This is a genomic window from Bradyrhizobium sp. CCBAU 11361, assembly GCF_028128935.1.
In the GTDB taxonomy this organism is placed as follows: Bacteria; Pseudomonadota; Alphaproteobacteria; order Rhizobiales; family Xanthobacteraceae; genus Bradyrhizobium; species Bradyrhizobium niftali.
This window is the reverse complement of record NZ_LBJZ01000189.1, coordinates 55,130-72,500: the sequence shown is the minus strand read 5'-3', so window position 1 is coordinate 72,500 and position 17,371 is coordinate 55,130. Positions and strand designations below refer to the sequence as shown.

At 64.0% G+C, this 17,371-nt stretch carries 15 protein-coding genes; 7 read left to right on the top strand and 8 right to left on the bottom strand.

Features of this window, described 5'->3' with window-relative positions; translation table 11 throughout:
* Positions 1-88: 88 nt before the first annotated feature.
* The 3 genes from leuS to holA all read left to right on the top strand — a co-directional run bounded on the left by leuS (position 89) and on the right by holA (position 4,412).
* Positions 89-2,713, top strand: a complete 2,625-nt coding sequence (leuS, locus tag XI08_RS29430) for a leucine--tRNA ligase (RefSeq protein ID WP_271577068.1) — start codon at positions 89-91, stop codon at positions 2,711-2,713.
* Entirely contained in the window at positions 2,700-3,251 is a 552-nt protein-coding gene (locus tag XI08_RS29425) for an LPS assembly lipoprotein LptE (protein ID WP_271577067.1), read from the top strand. Before leuS ends, XI08_RS29425 begins: the two co-directional genes overlap by 14 nt.
* A 132-nt stretch (positions 3,252-3,383) precedes the next feature.
* Positions 3,384-4,412 carry a DNA polymerase III subunit delta gene (gene holA, locus XI08_RS29420; RefSeq protein WP_027543797.1) on the top strand — a complete coding sequence of 343 codons (1,029 nt, stop codon included), beginning with the start codon at positions 3,384-3,386 and terminating at the stop codon, positions 4,410-4,412.
* Between the two features lie 321 nt (positions 4,413-4,733).
* On the opposite strand, the gene XI08_RS29415 is transcribed toward holA, so the two are convergent.
* From XI08_RS29415 to hemJ, 7 genes are all read right to left on the bottom strand, one after another.
* A complete protein-coding gene (locus XI08_RS29415; RefSeq protein ID WP_271577066.1) occupies positions 4,734-5,621 on the bottom strand; it encodes a ParB/RepB/Spo0J family partition protein in 888 nt (295 codons plus the stop codon).
* Positions 5,622-5,775: 154 nt separating this feature from the next.
* A complete protein-coding gene (locus XI08_RS29410) occupies positions 5,776-6,642 on the bottom strand; it encodes a ParA family protein (RefSeq protein WP_271577065.1) in 867 nt (288 codons plus the stop codon).
* A 28-nt stretch (positions 6,643-6,670) separates the two neighbouring features.
* On the bottom strand, positions 6,671-7,354 hold the full coding sequence (rsmG, locus tag XI08_RS29405; RefSeq protein ID WP_442869874.1) for a 16S rRNA (guanine(527)-N(7))-methyltransferase RsmG: 684 nt from the start codon (positions 7,352-7,354) through the stop codon (positions 6,671-6,673).
* A 99-nt stretch (positions 7,355-7,453) separates the two neighbouring features.
* Positions 7,454-9,334 carry a tRNA uridine-5-carboxymethylaminomethyl(34) synthesis enzyme MnmG gene (gene mnmG / locus XI08_RS29400; RefSeq protein WP_271577063.1) on the bottom strand — a complete coding sequence of 627 codons (1,881 nt, stop codon included), beginning with the start codon at positions 9,332-9,334 and terminating at the stop codon, positions 7,454-7,456.
* Between the two features lie 503 nt (positions 9,335-9,837).
* Complete coding sequence (mnmE, locus tag XI08_RS29395) at positions 9,838-11,196, bottom strand: tRNA uridine-5-carboxymethylaminomethyl(34) synthesis GTPase MnmE (protein WP_271577062.1); 1,359 nt, start codon at positions 11,194-11,196, stop codon at positions 9,838-9,840.
* 307 nt (positions 11,197-11,503) lie between these two features.
* Positions 11,504-12,769 carry a transcription termination factor Rho gene (rho, locus tag XI08_RS29390; protein ID WP_011083462.1) on the bottom strand — a complete coding sequence of 422 codons (1,266 nt, stop codon included), beginning with the start codon at positions 12,767-12,769 and terminating at the stop codon, positions 11,504-11,506.
* Positions 12,770-13,018: 249 nt separating this feature from the next.
* Positions 13,019-13,441 (bottom strand): protoporphyrinogen oxidase HemJ, encoded by a 423-nt coding sequence (gene hemJ, locus XI08_RS29385; protein WP_027543791.1) that lies wholly within the window; start codon positions 13,439-13,441, stop codon positions 13,019-13,021.
* Positions 13,442-13,961: 520 nt separating this feature from the next.
* Between hemJ and XI08_RS29380 the strand changes: the two genes are divergently transcribed.
* From XI08_RS29380 to dnaQ, 4 genes are read left to right on the top strand one after another with little or no spacing between them, the layout of a single operon-like run.
* Complete coding sequence (locus XI08_RS29380; protein ID WP_027543790.1) at positions 13,962-14,801, top strand: pyruvate, water dikinase regulatory protein; 840 nt, start codon at positions 13,962-13,964, stop codon at positions 14,799-14,801.
* 8 nt (positions 14,802-14,809) lie between these two features.
* Entirely contained in the window at positions 14,810-15,418 is a 609-nt protein-coding gene (locus XI08_RS29375) for a Maf family nucleotide pyrophosphatase (protein WP_271577061.1), read from the top strand.
* Between the two features lie 24 nt (positions 15,419-15,442).
* A complete protein-coding gene (coaE, locus tag XI08_RS29370; RefSeq protein ID WP_271577060.1) occupies positions 15,443-16,042 on the top strand; it encodes a dephospho-CoA kinase in 600 nt (199 codons plus the stop codon).
* A 27-nt stretch (positions 16,043-16,069) separates the two neighbouring features.
* The gene (gene dnaQ, locus XI08_RS29365) at positions 16,070-16,789 is read left to right on the top strand and encodes a DNA polymerase III subunit epsilon (RefSeq protein ID WP_271577059.1); all 720 of its coding nucleotides are present in this window, start codon (positions 16,070-16,072) and stop codon (positions 16,787-16,789) included.
* Here dnaQ and secB read toward each other — a convergent pair.
* Positions 16,786-17,271, bottom strand: coding sequence for a protein-export chaperone SecB (secB, locus tag XI08_RS29360; protein ID WP_027543786.1), 486 nt, complete (start codon positions 17,269-17,271; stop codon positions 16,786-16,788). The two genes, dnaQ and secB, sit on opposite strands and share 4 nt — an antisense overlap.
* Positions 17,272-17,371 lie beyond the last annotated feature (100 nt).

Below are 17,371 nucleotides of genomic sequence, written 5' to 3'. Positions count from 1 at the left end.
TGCGGCAACCCGTTGACCCCACGGCTGCTTTTGTGGCCTAGTCCGCCGTCTTCAGGACGGCCGAACCCACGAAAAAACCAACGATTCCATGACCTCCGAACGCTATAACGCCCGCGATTCCGAACCGCGCTGGCAAGCCGCCTGGGACGAAAAGGCGATCTTCGTCTCCAGGAACGACGATTCGCGGCCGAAATACTATGTGCTCGAGATGTTCCCCTACCCGTCCGGGCGCATCCATATCGGCCATGTCCGGAACTACACGCTCGGCGACGTGCTGGCCCGCTTCATGCGCGCCAAGGGGTTCAACGTGCTGCACCCGATGGGCTGGGACGCCTTCGGCCTGCCGGCCGAGAACGCAGCGATCGAGCGCAAGGTCGCCCCCAAGGCCTGGACCTACGACAACATCGCCGCGATGAAGAAACAGCTCCGCTCGATCGGGCTGTCGCTGGACTGGAGCCGCGAGATCGCGACCTGCGATCCCTCCTACTACAAGCACCAGCAGAAGATGTTCCTGGACTTCCTGCGGGCGGGCCTTGCCGAGCGCGAGAAGCGCAAGGTGAACTGGGACCCCGTCGACATGACCGTGCTCGCCAACGAGCAGGTGATCGACGGCAAAGGCTGGCGTTCCGGTGCCGTCGTCGAGCAGCGGGAAATGAACCAGTGGGTCTTCAAGATCACGAAGTACTCGCAGGAGCTCTTGTCCGCGCTGGATACGCTCGACCGCTGGCCCGACAAGGTGCGGCTGATGCAGCGCAACTGGATCGGCCGCTCCGAGGGTCTCCTGGTCCGTTTTGCGCTGGACCAGGCGACGACGCCGGCCGGCGAGAGCGAGCTGAAGATTTTCACCACGCGCCCCGACACGCTGTTCGGCGCGAAGTTCATGGCGATCTCGGCGGATCACCCGCTGGCGACGGCCGCCGCCGCGAAGAACCCTGAGCTTGCGGAGTTCATCGCCGAGATCAAGAAGATCGGCACCGCGCAGGAGATCATCGACACCGCGGAGAAGCAGGGTTTCGACACCGGCATCCGCGCGATCCATCCGTTCGACCCGAGTTGGAAGCTGCCGGTCTATGTCGCCAACTTCGTGCTGATGGAATACGGCACCGGCGCGATCTTCGGCTGCCCCGCGCATGACCAGCGCGACCTCGACTTCGTCAACAAGTACAGCCTCGGCAACACACCGGTGGTGTGTCCCGAAGGCCAGGATCCGAAATCGTTCGTCATCACCGACACCGCCTATGACGGTGACGGCCGCATGATCAATTCGCGCTTCCTCGACGGCATGACCATCGAGCAGGCCAAGGACGAGGTTGCAAAACGCCTCGAAAACGAGCTGCGCGGCAATGCGCCGGTCGGCGAGCGCCAGGTGAATTTCCGCCTGCGCGACTGGGGCATTTCGCGCCAGCGTTACTGGGGTTGCCCGATCCCCATCATCCATTGCCCGACATGCGACGTGGTGCCGGTGCCGGACGCCGACCTGCCGGTGAAGCTGCCTGACGATGCGACCTTCGACAAGCCGGGCAACGCGCTCGACCATCATCCGACCTGGAAGCACGTCAGCTGCCCCAAATGCGGGGCCAAGGCTCAGCGCGAAACCGACACCATGGACACCTTCGTGGATTCGTCCTGGTATTTTGCGCGCTTCACCGATCCCTGGAACGAGAACGCGCCGACGACGCCCGCGGTCGCCAACCGGATGCTGCCGATCGACCAGTATATCGGCGGCGTCGAGCACGCGATCCTGCATCTGCTCTACAGCCGCTTCTTCACCCGCGCGATGAAGGCGACCGGGCACGTTGCGCTGGACGAGCCGTTCGCCGGCATGTTCACGCAAGGCATGGTGGTGCACGAGACCTACCAGAAGGCCGACGGCACCTATGTGCAGCCGGCCGAGGTCAAGATCGAAGTCGGCGGCAACGGGCGCCGCGCAACCCTGCTGACGACGGGCGAAGACATCCAGATCGGCGCGATCGAGAAGATGTCGAAGTCGAAGAAGAACACCGTCGACCCCGACGACATCATCGAGACCTACGGCGCCGACGTCGCACGCTGGTTCATGCTGTCGGACTCCCCGCCCGACCGCGACGTGATCTGGAGCGACGAGCGCGTCCAGGGCGCCTCGCGCTTCGTGCAGCGGCTGTGGCGGCTGGTGAACGATTCCGTTGAACTCGGCAAGGCCGCGCCGGCGGCCCGGCCGGCCGCGTTCGGGGCGGATGCGACCGCCTTGCGCAAGGCCGCCCATGGCGCGCTGGACAAGGTCACCATCGGGATCGAGCGGCTGCACTTCAATGTCTGCCTCGCCCATATCCGCGAATTCGCCAACGCCCTGTCCGAGGTACTCCAGCGCCCCGGCCAGCCGGCGGCTGACCTCGCCTGGTCGATCCGGGAGGCCAGCCAGATCCTGGTTCAGCTGTTCTCCCCGATGATGCCGCATCTGGCCGAGGAGTGCTGGCAGGTGCTGGGCCAGACGGGGCTGGTTTCGGAGGCCAATTGGCCGCAAATCGAACGCGATTTGCTGGTTGAAGACAGCGTGACCCTGGTGGTGCAGGTCAACGGCAAGAAGCGGGGTGAGGTCACAGTTGCAACAGCGGCCCAGAATCCGGAAATCGAGGCTGCCGTTTTGGCCCTCGATGCGGTAAAACTGGCCCTGGACGGCAAGCCCGTCCGCAAGGTGATCATCGTCCCCAAGAGGATCGTGAATGTTGTCGGCTAGGATCCGTATCGCAGCCCGCTTGCTGGCGGTGGCCGCTCTGGCGACGCTGACAGCCGGCTGCTTCCAGCCGATGTATGCCGAGCGTACCGACGGCACCCCCGGGCTGCGCGAGAAGCTGATGGGGGTCGAACTCCCGCCGATCAACAAGATCAATGCCTCGCGCGAGGCCCGTGTCGGCGTCGAAGTCCGCAATGCCCTCGCCTTCAAGCTCTACGGCACGGCCACGGGCATGCCGCCGACCCACCGCCTGGATATCCGTTTCGCCTCCAGCCGGTCGTCCCTGATCGTCGATCCCAATACCGGTCTGCCGAGCAGCGAAAACTACGGCATCGACTGCCAGTACAACCTGGTCGAGGTCGTGACCGGCAAGTCGGTGATGACCGGCACCACGTTCTCGCGCGTGTCCTACGACATGCCCGGCTCCTATCAGCGCTTCTCCCGGAACCGCGCCGTGCGCGATGCGGAGGATCGTGCCGCCAACGAGATCGCCGAGAATATCAATACCCGGCTCGCCGCATTCTTCACCGCGGGCACCTGAATCAGTTCCATCATTCCGGGGCATGCGAAGCATGAACCCGGAATCTCGATCCCCAATCTCCGGATTCTCCGGTGCGCAATTGCGCACCGTAGTTCGCCTCTGACGAGGCGCCCGGAATGACAATTAGGCCCGATGGTCGCGCTGCGCGGAAAAGAGATCGACGCCTTCCTCGCCCGCCCCGATGCGGGCCGGCCGATCATCCTGCTCTACGGTCCCGACGCTGGCCTCGTGCGTGAACGCGCCGATGCGCTGATCGCCTCCGCTGTCGACGATCCCAACGATCCGTTCTCGCTGGTGAAGCTCGACGGCGACGAGCTCTCCGCCGAACCGTCACGTCTCGTCGACGAAGCCATGACGGTGCCGCTGTTCGGCGGCCGCCGCGCCATCCGCGTGCGCGCCGGCTCGCGCAGCTTTGCCAGCGGCATCGACACGCTGGCCGAGATGAGCGTGAAGGATTGCCGCATCGTGATCGAGGCCGGCGAGCTGCGGCCGGAGTCGCCGCTCCGCAAGGTTTGCGAGCGCGCCAAGACGGCCGTTGCGATCGGCTGCTATCCCGACACCGAGCGCGACCTCGCCAAGCTGATGGACGACGAGCTCCGCATCGCGAACTTGCGCATCGCGCAGGATGCCCGCGCAGCGCTGATGTCGTTCCTCGGCGGCGACCGCCAGGCCTCGCGTAACGAGCTGCGCAAGCTGACGCTCTATGCACATGGCAAAGGCGAGATCACGCTGGAAGACGTGATGGCGGTGGTCGCCGATGCTTCCGAGCTGAAGCTCGATCCGATCGTCGACGGCGCGTTCGCCGGCCGGCCCGACATCGTCGAGACCGAGTTCGCCAAAGCCATGATCGCCGGCACCTATCCCGGCGTGATCATCTCGGCCGCGCAGCGCCAGGCCGCGTGGCTGCACAAATCCGCGCTTGCGATCGCCGACGGCCAGCCGGCCTCCGCCGTGCTCGACGGCGGCTTTCCGCGGTTGCATTTTTCACGAAAGCCTATGGTCGAAACGGCACTGCGCAATTTCAGCGTGGCGCGGCTCGCCGCCATCATCGAGCAGCTCGCGACCGCCGCGCTCGACACCCGCAAGCAATCCACCCTCGCCGCCGCCATCGCCCAGCGCACGCTTATGGCGATCGCCGCGAACGCGAAGCGGCGGGGCTAGGCCTCCGCTCTCTCGACGTGTCGGGACCAGCACAACTCTCTCTGCGCGTCATTGCGAGCCCAGCGAAGCAATCCAGAGACCCTCCGCAGAAAGATTCTGGATTGCTTCGCTGCGCTCGCAATGACGATGTGGAAGCAGACGCGCCCGCAATGACGGAGCGAAGCGCTAAATCCGTCATCCTGAGGTGCGAGCCGCGCGGCGCAACGCGGCGCGCGGGGAGCCTCGAAGGATGAACGGCCCCGATGCGGCCGGGCCGTCGCCCTTCGAGGGCCGCTGAAGAAGCGGCCACCTCAGGGTGACGGTGATAGAGAGTCGGTGCGTCTAGAACGCGCCCTTCGCCAGCCGCTTCATCACCTCGTCGAGCTGATCGAGGTTGCGGTAGTTGATCTGGACCGAGCCGCCGGGGTCGCGGTGATTGACGGTGACCTTGAGACCAAGCGCGTCGCTGACGCGCCTTTCAAGGTCGATCGTGTCTGGGTCCTTTTCCTTGCCCCCGGTGCTGCGCGCCTTCTGCGGCTTGCGCTCCGGCACGCCCTCTTCATGCGCGAGCGCCTCGGCCTGACGGACGTTGAGGCCCTCCTCGACGATGCGCCTTGCTGATGCGAGCGGATCGGGCACGCCGATCAGCGCGCGGGCGTGACCGGCGGTCAGCTCGCCGCTCGTGATCAAGGCCTGCACTTCGGCCGGCAGTTTCGTCAGCCGCATCATGTTGGCGATGTGGCTGCGGCTCTTGCCGACGACCTTTGCGATGTCGTCCTGGCTGCGTTTGAACTCGTTGGCGAGCGCGTGATAGCCCAGCGCCTCTTCCATCGGGTTGAGGTCTTCGCGCTGCACGTTCTCGACGATCGCGAACTCCAGCGCGTCGCTGTCGCTGATGTCGACCGGCACGATCGGCACTTCGTGCAGGCCGGCCATTTGCGACGCGCGCCAGCGCCGTTCGCCGGCGATGATCTCAAAGCGGTCCTGCGCGCCCTTCACCGGACGCACCACGATCGGCTGGATCACGCCGTGCTGCCTGATCGAATCGCTGAGCTCCTTGAGCTCCGTTTCCGAAAATGCGCGGCGCGGGTTGCGCGGATTGGGCTTGATGAATTCGATCGGCACCTTGCGCTGCGCGCGCGGACGATCGACGTGCTGAGCCTCGCCGCCGACGTCACCGATCAGACTTGCAAGACCCCGGCCCAGTCGCGAACGCGCTTCGTCGGCCATCGCCAGCTCCCTTGGATTCACGGTGCAGCACTCCAGAACTGAATTTCGAATCGTAGGGTGGGTTAGCGAAGCGTAACCCACCATTGGTTTGTTCGAGGCGGCAGAATTGGTGGGTTACGCCTTCGGCTAACCCACCCTACGGGCCGGTGTTGAATCAATGCGTCGTGCGCAGCTCGCGCTCGCGCTGGATCACTTCGGTGGCGAGTCGCAAATAGGCTTCGCTGCCGACGCATTTGAGATCGTAAACCAGCACCGGCTTGCCGTAGGACGGCGCTTCCGAGATGCGCACGTTGCGCGGGATCATGGTCTTGTAGACCTTCTCGCCCATGAACTGGCGGACGTCGGCGACGACCTGGTTCGAGAGGTTGTTGCGCGAGTCGAACATGGTCAGCACGATGCCGTGGATCGACAGGTTCGGATTGAGCGTCGAGCGCACCTGCTCCACCGTCTGGAGCAATTGCGACAGACCTTCGAGCGCGAAGAACTCGCACTGGAGCGGCACCAGGATCGCGTCGGACGCCGCCATCGCGTTCACCGTCAGAAGGTTGAGCGAGGGCGGGCAGTCGATCAGCACATAGGTGTAGTCGGCATCCGGCGAGACGTTGTTGTTGAGCGCGCCGATCGCATCGCGCAGCTTGAAAGCGCGGCCGGGCGTGGTGCCGAGCTCGAGCTCGAGGCCGGAGAGATCCATGGTCGAGGGCGCGATGTGCAGCCGCGGCACCGCGGTCGAGACCACGGCTTCGCGCAAGCTCGATTCGCCGATCAGCACGTCGTAGGTCGAACAGGAGCGGTTGCGGCGATCGATGCCGAGGCCGGTCGAGGCGTTGCCCTGCGGATCGAGATCGACGATCAGAACGCGCTCGCCAATCGCAGCGAGCGCCGTGCCGAGGTTGATCGCTGTGGTTGTTTTTCCCACACCGCCCTTTTGATTCGCCAGCGCGAGGATGCGCGGATGGCCCTGCGGGACCGCAGCCTGTTCCTGGGCGGTCTGCTCTTGCTGCGGCTCGTCAATCACGCTCATCGCAATTCCCCATTCGCCCCAGAACGTCTCAGCTGCGCCGTTCGGCGGCATTGAGCTCCACGATCCAGCCGTCACCCGTGCGGCTTTGGTGGAGCTGCGGCTGAATATTCCAATATTTAGCGGCTTCGGTCAATTCAGCCTCTACATCTTGACCCTTCGGAAACAACGCCTTTGCGCCCTGGCGCATCAGCGGCTCCGCAAAGCCGATGAGTTGATGTAGCGGAGCCAGCGCACGCGCGGTGACGCAATCGACGGGGCCGGTGATTCTATCCACATTATCCCCGATCTCAGCGAGATGTACGACTCCCGGAGATGCGGTGATGCGAATTGCTTCGCGCAGGAACGCCGCCTTCTTGGCGATTCGCTCGACGAGATGGACACGTGTGCCCGGTGTCTCCGCCATGGCGCAGGCCAGGACGACGCCCGGAAATCCACCGCCGCTGCCAAGGTCGGCCCAGCGCCTGGCCGACGGGGCGAGATCGACGAGCTGAAGCGAGTCGGCGATGTGCCGCGTCCAGAGGTGCGGCAGGGTCGAGGGCGCCACGAGATTGGTCTTGGCCTGCCACTCTCGCAGCAGCGCGATGTAGCGATCGAGCCGGGCCTCGGTTTCACGTGAAACGGAAGCGAGCTTCAGCGCTGCGATCTTGTCGGCCGCTATGACCGAGTCCAACGACGGATCATTGGCGCTGGCCTTGTCGATTTTCGGTGTGATCGGTGCAGGTTCGGCTCGGCGCCGAGCGCCCTCACCCGCCGAGGGTTTCCCTGATGACGGTCTGCCGCCGGCCGGTCCGCGCTGTTTCACGTGAAACGCCTATGCAATTGCTTTGGAAGTCTTCCGTGCTTCGCGGCGAAGATACGCCGCGAGGATGCCGAGCGCCGCCGGCGTCATGCCGTCGATCCGGCCGGCCTGGCCAACGGTGAACGGCCGCGCCTTCTCCAGCTTGGCGCGGACCTCATTGGAGAGACCGGGGACCAGCTGATAATCGACCTCTGACAGCACCAGCCCCTCGTCGCGCCGGAAGGCTTCGACGTCGGCGCTCTGACGCTCCAGATAGACATCGTACTTGGCGTCGATCTCGAGATGGGTGGCGATCACAGGGTCGATCGCCGACAGCTCCGGCCAGATGGCGCGGACCTGACTCCAGCCGATGTCCGGATAGGCCATCAGCTCAAAGGCCGAGCGGCGCTGACCATCCCGGTTCAGGGACAGGCCGTGCTTGATCGCCTCGTTCGGGGTGATGGTCAGAGACTTCGACAGTGCTCGGGCGGCATTCAGGGCGTCCATCTTGGCGCGGTGATGCCGAGTTCGGGCCCCACCAACGCAACCGAGCGCGATCCCCTTCTCGGTCAGGCGCTGATCGGCGTTGTCAGCCCGCAGCGTCAGCCGGTACTCGGCCCTGGAGGTGAACATCCGATAGGGCTCGCTGATCCCGCGGGTGACGAGGTCGTCGATCATCACCCCGAGATAGCCATCGGCGCGGTCGAACACCGTCAGCGCGGCGCCACTCGCGGCCAGCGCGGCGTTCAGGCCGGCGACGATGCCCTGGCCGGCGGCCTCCTCGTATCCGGTGGTACCGTTGATCTGCCCGGCTAGGAACAGGCCGCGCAGACGCCTGGTCTGGAGGGTCGGATCGAGCTCGCGGGGATCGATGTGATCGTATTCGATGGCGTAGCCCGGACGGACCATCTTGACCTGCTCCAGACCGGGAATGCTGGCGAGGATCGCGAGCTGGACCTCCTCCGGCAGCGAGGTCGAGATGCCGTTGGGATAGACAGTGCTGTCGTCGAGCCCTTCCGGCTCCAGGAAGATCTGATGGCCATCACGGTCGCCGAAGCGGACGATCTTGTCCTCGATCGAGGGGCAATAGCGGGGGCCGGAGCTCTTGATCTGCCCGGAGTACATCGGCGAGCGATGGACATTGGCCCGGATCACCTCATGGGTCGCGGGCGTGGTCCGGGTGATCCCGCACTGGATCTGCGGGGTCGTGATCCGCTCGGTCATGACCGAGAACGGCTCCGGCGGCTCGTCTCCGGGCTGCATTTCCACCGCGGACCAGTCGATCGTGGTGCCGTCCAGACGCGGCGGCGTCCCCGTCTTCAATCGTCCCAGGGTGAAGCCTGCGCGCTCGAAGGAGCCTGAGAGACCCATCGCGGGGGCCTCACCGACCCGGCCGGCGGGCCAATTCTTCTCGCCGAGATGGATCAGACCGCGCAGGAAGGTGCCGGTGGTGACGACAATGGCCCCGGCCCCGAACTTCCGGCCATCGGCCAGGCGAAGTCCGGTCACCCGGCCCTCGACCACGATCAGCTCGTCGGCCTCGCCCTCGATGACGGAAAGACCCTCGGTCTCCCGGATCGCGGCCTGCATCGCGGCGGCATAGAGCTTCCGGTCGGCCTGGGCCCGGGGGCCGCGGACCGCGGGGCCCTTGCGGCGATTGAGAACGCGAAACTGGATGCCGCCGGCATCGCCGACCCGGCCCATGAGACCGTCCAGCGCATCGACTTCCCGGACCAGATGGCCCTTGCCGAGACCGCCGATGGCCGGATTGCAGGACATCGCGCCGACAGTGGAGAAACGATGCGTCACCAGGGCGGTCGTTGCGCCCATCCGGGCGGAGGCGGCCGCAGCTTCACAGCCGGCGTGGCCGCCGCCAATCACGATGACGTCGAAACTCTCTCGCTCTGTTCGCATGGGCCGATCTTCTAGCTCAGAGGCGGAAAAGCCGGAAGTGGAAACTGGGGGCGGGGTGTTTCACATGAAACAGGACAACTTTGGGGGTGTCGCGCATTTTCGCGAAAACAACCCCATGCACAGTAGAAGGCGCATTGTTCTGGCTGGTGTTTCACGTGAAACAAGACGGGGTCCACGCGGAGAGAAAGTGTGATGGCGAGGCCCTCGCGCTTCCTTCGGCGCGGATCGTCAGAGCAGTAATAACGACCGGCGCGCTCCGTCATTGCGAGCGCAGCGAAGCAATCCAGAATCCTTCCGCGGAGACAGTCTGGATTGCTTCGTCGCAAGGGCTCCTCGCAATGACGAGATTGAGGCGCGCGCCCCCGCACTCGAACGTCACGGCATGAGGCGAGATCCGATCGTAGGACCGACCTGTGAAACCTTAAGCGATGGGAGCCGTCCAGTGTTTCACGTGAAACAGCAAGGAATGGAACAAGCGCTAGTTCTACAATGAAGAACTAGCGCTACTTTCCGATACAGAATTTCTGGAAGATCGCCCCAAGGACGTCTTCGACATCCACCCGGCCTAGCAGCCGGCCCAGGGCATAGGCGGCGGAGCGAAGCTCCTCGGCCGCCAGTTCTTCGCCCTCTTCTACAAGCTCGAGACTCCGGCGCAAGCTGTCTGATGCCTGGCGCAACAGATCGCGTTGGCGGGCTCGGGTCACCAATGCCCCCTCACTGGTTCCAAAGAACTCGGCGGCGAACGTCACGAGGCCGTCGACCAGCTGGCGGATTCCGTCGCCCTGGCTCGCCGAGATCCCGAACTCACCCAGCCGTCCGGCTTCCCCGCCCCCGCCGAGATCGATCTTGTTGCGCACGATCCAGACCGAGCCCCCGGACGGATGGCTGCCCTCGCCGGACGTCCACAGCGAACGCATCGCCTCCGGATCGGTGGCCTGCTCCCCCTCGACCAGCCACAGCACGAGGTCGGCATCCTCGGCGCGGGCTCGCGCGCGGCGCACACCCTCCTGCTCCACCGGATCATCGGTCTCACGAATGCCGGCGGTGTCGATGACCGTGACGGGATAGCCGTCGAGATCGAGCTGCACCTCGATCACGTCGCGCGTGGTGCCGGCATGCGGCGAGACGATCGCGACCTCGCGACGCGCGAGCTGGTTGATCAGCGTCGACTTGCCGACATTCGGCTCGCCGGCGATGGCGACCACCAGGCCATCGCGTAGACGTTCAGCTTGTCCCTGTGCCGCAAGGACTTCTGCAATTTCGCCGTGCAGCGCCTTGATCGCCTTGACCGCCGGCGCCATCAATTCCGCGGGCACGTCGCCCTCGTCCGAAAAATCGATGCCGGCCTCGATCAGCGCCGAAGCCTCGATGATGCGCTCGCGCCAGTCGCGCGCGCGGTTGCCGAGCAGGCCTTGCAATTGACGCAACGCCTGGCGGCGCTGGCGGTCCGTGTCGGCATGGATGAGATCGTCGAGGCCCTCGGCTTCGGTTAGGTCGAGCTTGCCGTTCTCGAAGCCGCGCCGCGTGAACTCGCCAGGCTCGGCCGCCCGCGTATTCGGAATTACAGAAATCGCGGCCAGGAGCGCCGCCAGCACCGCGCGTCCGCCATGGACATGGAATTCGGCGATGTCCTCACCGGTCGCGCTCGCCGGCCCCGGAAACCAGAGCACGACCGCATCGTCGATCGGCTGGTTCGCGGCGTCACGGAGCAGCCGGCGGCTCGCCTGCCGCGGTGCCGGCAGCCTGCCCGCGAGCGTTGTCAGCACCAGGCCGGCCTGGGCGCCCGAGACCCGCACCACGGCGATCGCGCTCGGCGGACGGCCCGACGACAGTGCAAAGATGGTCTGGTCTCGCGGATGCATGGCCTATTTGTCCGGCCGCCGGGGAAAAGGCAAATATCCGTTTCGGCCGATGCGCCCGGACGATTTTGCTGCACCATTTCCCGCAGCAAAAGCGCTTATTGCATCGCAGCATTCTGCTGCAAGAGTCGCTCGGCCTCGAGCGGACCGACCCAGCGCTAGATTCAAGTATTACTGAGATATATCAACGCATTAATAGAAAATCAGATCGGGCAGCGAACCGCTCGCCATGCTGCACCTCGCCGCAACAAGGCTGCACAAAAGAAAAAGGGCGCCCGAAGGCGCCCTCCAATCCTTTGCTGCACTGCACTCAGGTGTTCATCGAGTCGAAGAACTCCGAATTGCTCTTGGTCGAGCGCAGCTTGTCGAGCAGGAAGTCGATCGCGTCCATGGTGCCCATCGGGTTCAGGATGCGGCGGAGCACGTACATCTTCTTGAGCACCTGCGGATCGGTGATGAGCTCCTCCTTGCGGGTACCGGAGCGCGAGATGTCGATCGCCGGGAAGGTCCGCTTGTCCGAGACCTTGCGGTCGAGGATCAGTTCGGAGTTACCGGTGCCCTTGAACTCTTCGAAGATGACCTCGTCCATGCGGCTGCCGGTATCGACCAGCGCGGTCGCGATGATGGTCAGCGAGCCGCCCTCCTCGATGTTGCGGGCGGCACCGAAGAAGCGCTTCGGGCGCTGGAGCGCGTTGGCGTCGACACCGCCGGTCAGCACCTTGCCGGATGACGGCACCACGGTGTTGTAGGCGCGGCCGAGACGCGTGATCGAATCAAGCAGGATCACGACGTCGCGGCCATGCTCGACCAGGCGCTTGGCCTTCTCGATCACCATCTCGGCGACCTGAACGTGGCGCACCGCCGGTTCGTCGAAGGTCGAGGACACGACCTCGCCCTTCACCGAGCGCTGCATGTCCGTGACTTCTTCCGGACGTTCGTCGATCAGAAGCACGATCAGATAGCATTCGGGATGATTGTGCGTGATCGAATGCGCGATGTTCTGCATCAGCACGGTTTTACCCGTGCGCGGCGGCGCCACGATCAACGCGCGCTGGCCCTTGCCGATCGGCGCGACGATGTCGATCACCCTTGCAGAAAGGTCTTTTCGCGTCGGATCGTCGATTTCCATGCGGAAACGCTGGTTCGGAAACAGCGGTGTGAGGTTGTCGAAATTGACCTTGTGCTTGGCCTTTTCCGGGTCCTCGAAATTGAGCGTGTTGACCTTCAGCAGCGCGAAATAGCGCTCGCCCTCTTTCGGGCTGCGGATGTGACCTTCGATGGTGTCGCCGGTGCGCAGGCCGAAACGGCGGATCTGCGAGGGCGAAACGTAGATGTCGTCCGGACCCGGCAGATAATTGGCATCGGGCGAACGAAGAAAGCCGAAGCCGTCGGAGAGCACCTCGACGACGCCTTCGCCAACGATGTCGGTCTCAGCGAGCGAAAGCTGCTTGAGGATGGCGAACAGCAGCTCCTGCTTGCGCATGGTGCTGGCATTCTCGACCCCATTCTCTTCCGCGAACGAGACGAGCTCGGCCGGGGTCTTCGACTTGAGGTCCTGGAGTTTAATTTCCCGCATTGGGGTGGTCCTGTGGGGTAACCTTAGGGAGGGGGTGCGAGGAGGCTCTGAAATGCGGACGTGAGAAGATAGGGTCCGCAGGTCTGGCAAGGTGAGTGCCGGTGGGGGCTTCAAACCTGATGCGGTGTCCGGCCTCTGGAAAGCTCGGAAACAACCACATCCGCCTGCGTTGGGTGGGATATTGCTAATATAGAAAATCGCCCTTCACTGTGCAAGCCGAAGCGCTGAGCGATCAATCGAGATCGTTGCCTAGAACGGCTTCACGATCACCATGATGACGATGAAGATCATCAGGACTGTCGGCACCTCATTGATAATCCGATAGAATTTCTGACTTCGCGGACGCCGGTCGGCAGCGAAATCTTTCAGCCAGCGCGAAAAAAAGCCGTGGACCGCGGACAGCGCCAGGACCAGTGCCAGTTTTACGTGCAGCCAACCGGAAGCAAACCAATGGCCGGACCAGGCGAGATAGAGCCCGGCAAGCCAGGTGATGGTCATGGCCGGGTTGATGATCGCCTTGAGCAGCCGGCGCTCCATGATCTTGAACGTTTCCGACTGCCTGGAGCCGATTTCGGCCTCGCAATGATAGACGAACAGCCGCGGCAGATAGAGCATGCCCGCCATCCAGGAGATGACGGCGATCACGTGCAGCGCCTTGATCCACTCGTACATGCCGGCGGTCTCCCTTTTCTCGTTTCAAAGCGTTTTCTCGCGGCGAACCGGAATCCGCTTCGCTCGAAAACGCTTCTGCTCACCAAACGGTGGATGGAATGAGCCCGGTAAGAATTCATTCATAGATGGGAGCGCAGACTTATCCGAGCGCTCGGCTTATCTAAACCTAAACTTTTAGAATCTTAAGGTTTGAGTCTTAGTGACGGTGGATTGGACTCACACAATTCCGTCCGCCACTTCGCCCGCGCTTGTTCACATCCATCAACATATCCCGCGCAGGCCTTACCCGTTTCGATAAGTCGTCCGGGCTCAAGGGCTTGCGTGCGCCTGTCGGCAGTTTATCAAGGGGGTTATCCGCGCAATCCCGCTCCCCTCTCGGCGGGCTGCCGGACTTGTTCTTACGGGCAGTGGTGTGAAGAAAATTGGCGGTTGTCCCGCCCCTGGTGTCGCGCAACCCTTTCCAAGGGGTTAAGCTCCACAGAAATCCACACACCACACCGTCCTCATACAAAGAGTTTTTGTGCCGACCTCGAACAATTATTTCCATCTGCACCTCGTGTCCGACTCCACCGGCGAGACGTTGATCACCGTCGCGCGCGCCGTCGCCGCGCAGTACGCGAACGTCACGCCGGTCGAGCATGTCTACCCGCTGGTGCGCAGCCAGAAGCAGCTCGACCGGGTGCTCGACGAGATCGAGGAGGCGCCGGGCATCGTGCTGTTCACGTTGCTCGAGAAGGATCTGGTCTCCCGGCTCGAGGACAAGTGCAAGGGGATCAATGTTCCGAGCCTGTCGATCATCGGCCCGGTGATGCAGCTGTTCGAGGCGTATCTTGGCGCCGCGACCACGGGGCGCGTCGGCGCTCAGCACGTGCTCAATGCGGAATATTTCAAGCGCATCGATGCGCTGAACTACACGATGATCCATGACGACGGTCAGCATGTCGAAGGTCTCGACGATGCCGACGTGGTGCTCGTCGGTGTGTCCCGCACCTCGAAGACGCCGACGTCGATCTATCTCGCCAATCGCGGCATCCGTACCGCCAACGTGCCGCTGGTGCCGGGCATTCCGGTGCCGGCGCAATTGGAAACGTTGACGCGGCCGCTGGTGGTGAGCCTGCACGCGACGCCGGAACGTCTGATCCAGGTCCGTCAGAACCGCCTGCTCTCCATGGGCGCCGATTCCAGCAGCGACACCTATACCGACAAGCAGTCGGTCGCCGAGGAGGTGGCGTTCGCCCGCAAGCTCAGCGCCAAGCACGAATGGCCGCTGCTCGACGTCACGCGGCGCTCGATCGAGGAAACCGCCGCGGCGATCATGAAGCTCTACAGCGATCGCCAGCGCAACCGGCCCTCGGAATAGTTTTCGCGATGGGTCTGTGGCGCGGCAAATCTCCGTTGATCCTGGCTTCGCAAAGCAGCGCGCGAAAGATGCTGCTGGCGAATGCCGGGCTGGAATTCATAGCGATTACGGCCGATATCGACGAGCGCGGCATTCAGGCTGCGTCGAAGCTTTCGAGTCCGCGCGACATCGGTCTCTTGCTGGCGTGCGAAAAGGCCAAGGCTGTCTCGGCCAACCATCCGGGAAGCCACGTCATCGGCGCCGACCAGACCCTGGCTCTGGGCGATCGTCTCTTCAACAAGCCCGCCGGCCGCGCGCAGGCGATGGCGCAATTGCGCGATCTGGCCGGCAAAAGCCATGAGCTGAATTCGGCGGTGGCCGTGGCGCATGACGGCAAGATCGTCTTCGAGGACGTCTCGGTGGCCCGCATGACCATGCGACGGATGAGCGAGGCGGAGCTTTCGGCCTATCTCGATGCGGCCGGCGATGCAGTGACGACCAGCGTCGGCGCCTATCAGCTCGAAGGTCTCGGCATTCATCTGTTCGAGCGCATCGAGGGCGACCACTTCACCATTCTCGGCCTGCCGCTGCTGCCGCTGCTTGCCTTCCTGCGGCGCGAGCGGCTAGTTGCGGTGTGAAATGACAGAGATGGCTGGGCGCTGATGCGGATCCTGGGACTGACCGGCTCGATCGGGATGGGCAAATCGACCACCGCGAAATTGTTCGCGGAAGCCGGCGTCCCCGTCTACGACGCCGATGCCGCCGTCCATCAGCTCTACGAGGGCGAGGCCGCGCCTGCGATCGAAGCCGCCTTCCCCGGCACCACCGCGAACGGCAAGGTCGATCGGACAAAACTGTCGGCGCGCGTCGTGCACGATCCCGCCGCGATCAAGCAGCTCGAGCAGATCGTTCATCCGATGCTCGGTGCCTCCCGGACGAAATTCTTTGCCGACGCCGAAGCCGCCAACGCGCCGGTCGTGGTGCTGGATATTCCGCTGCTGTTCGAGACCGGCGGCGAGAAGCGCGTTGACGCCGTCGTTGTGGTCTCGACCTCGCCGGAACTGCAGCGCGAGCGGGTGCTGGCGCGGGGCACGATGGACGAGGCCAAGCTCGACGCCATCATCGCCAAGCAGACGCCCGACGCGGAAAAGCGCAAGCGGGCCGATTTCGTAGTGGATACGTCGCACGGACTTGAACCGGTGCGGGCGCAAATTGCGCACATCCTGGCCGAGGTCGTTAAGATGCCGCAGCGGCGAGCCTGATTCGCCGTCCCACACGGCCTCCTGATCATGCGCGAAATCGTCCTCGACACCGAAACCACCGGCCTCGATCCGCTCCGCGGCGATCGCCTGGTCGAAATCGGCTGCGTCGAGATGTTCAACCGCATGCCGACGGGACAGACGTTCCACCGCTACATGAACCCCGAACGGGACATGCCGGCGGAGGCGTTTGCGGTGCACGGGCTGTCGGCCGAATTCCTGGCGACGAAGCCGTTGTTCGACGAGGTCGTCGACGAGTTCCTGGAGTTCATCGGCGATGCGCCGCTGGTGATCCACAACGCCTCGTTCGACATCAGCTTCATCAATGCCGAGCTCGACCGGATCAAGCGCGCCGCGATCCCGCGCGAGCGCCTGGTCGACACGCTGCTGCTGGCCCGGCGCAAGCATCCGGGCGTGTCCAACCGGCTCGACGATCTCTGCTCGCGCTATGCGATCGACAATTCCCACCGCACCAAGCACGGCGCGCTGCTCGACGCCGAGCTTCTGGCCGAGGTCTATGTCGATCTGGTCGGGGCGCGGCAGTCGCAGCTGCTGCTGGCTTCGGAAGGCGAGGAAATCCGCATCAATGCGGCTGGCGATGCGCCGCGGCGGCAGCGGCTGACACCGCTTGCGCCGCGGATTTCCGACGCCGAGCGCGAGGCCCACAGGGCCTTCATCGCAACGCTCGGCGACAAGGCGATCTGGAACGAGTTTTTGCCCGCTCCAGCTGCCGTCGATCCGGCTGGTTAGGCCTGACCGGCCTGACCACCGGCGGCCATTTGCCGCTCCATGTTCTGGCGATAGAGACCGACGAAATCGACCGGGTCCAGCATCAGCGGCGGGAACCCGCCGTCGCGCACGGCCGTGGCGATGATCTCACGGGCGAACGGGAACAGCAGACGCGGGCACTCGATCATGACCAGCGGGTGCAGGTTCTCCTTCGGCACGTTGACGATCCGGAACACGCCGGCATAGGCGAGCTCGAACGAGAACATCACCTTGCCCGCGGTCTCGGCCTTGCCCTCGACCGACAGCGTCACCTCGAATTCCTGTTCGCTGAGGTTATTGGCGCCGACATTGATCTGGATATTGATCTGGGGAGCCTGGCCCTGCTGCTGGAGCGAGCTCGGCGCGTTGGGATTTTCGAACGAAAGGTCCTTGGTATATTGCGCCAGCACGTTGAGCTGGGGAGCCGGGGCCGCCTCGGGAGGGGTGCCGTTACCGTTGGTCATGAAAGTCTCTCCTTACCCGATTGGGGGCTGAATTTCGCGGCGGTTGGCTAACATAGGGCTACCTCGTTCCACAAGGACGAACGGTCCCGGATCGGGCGGC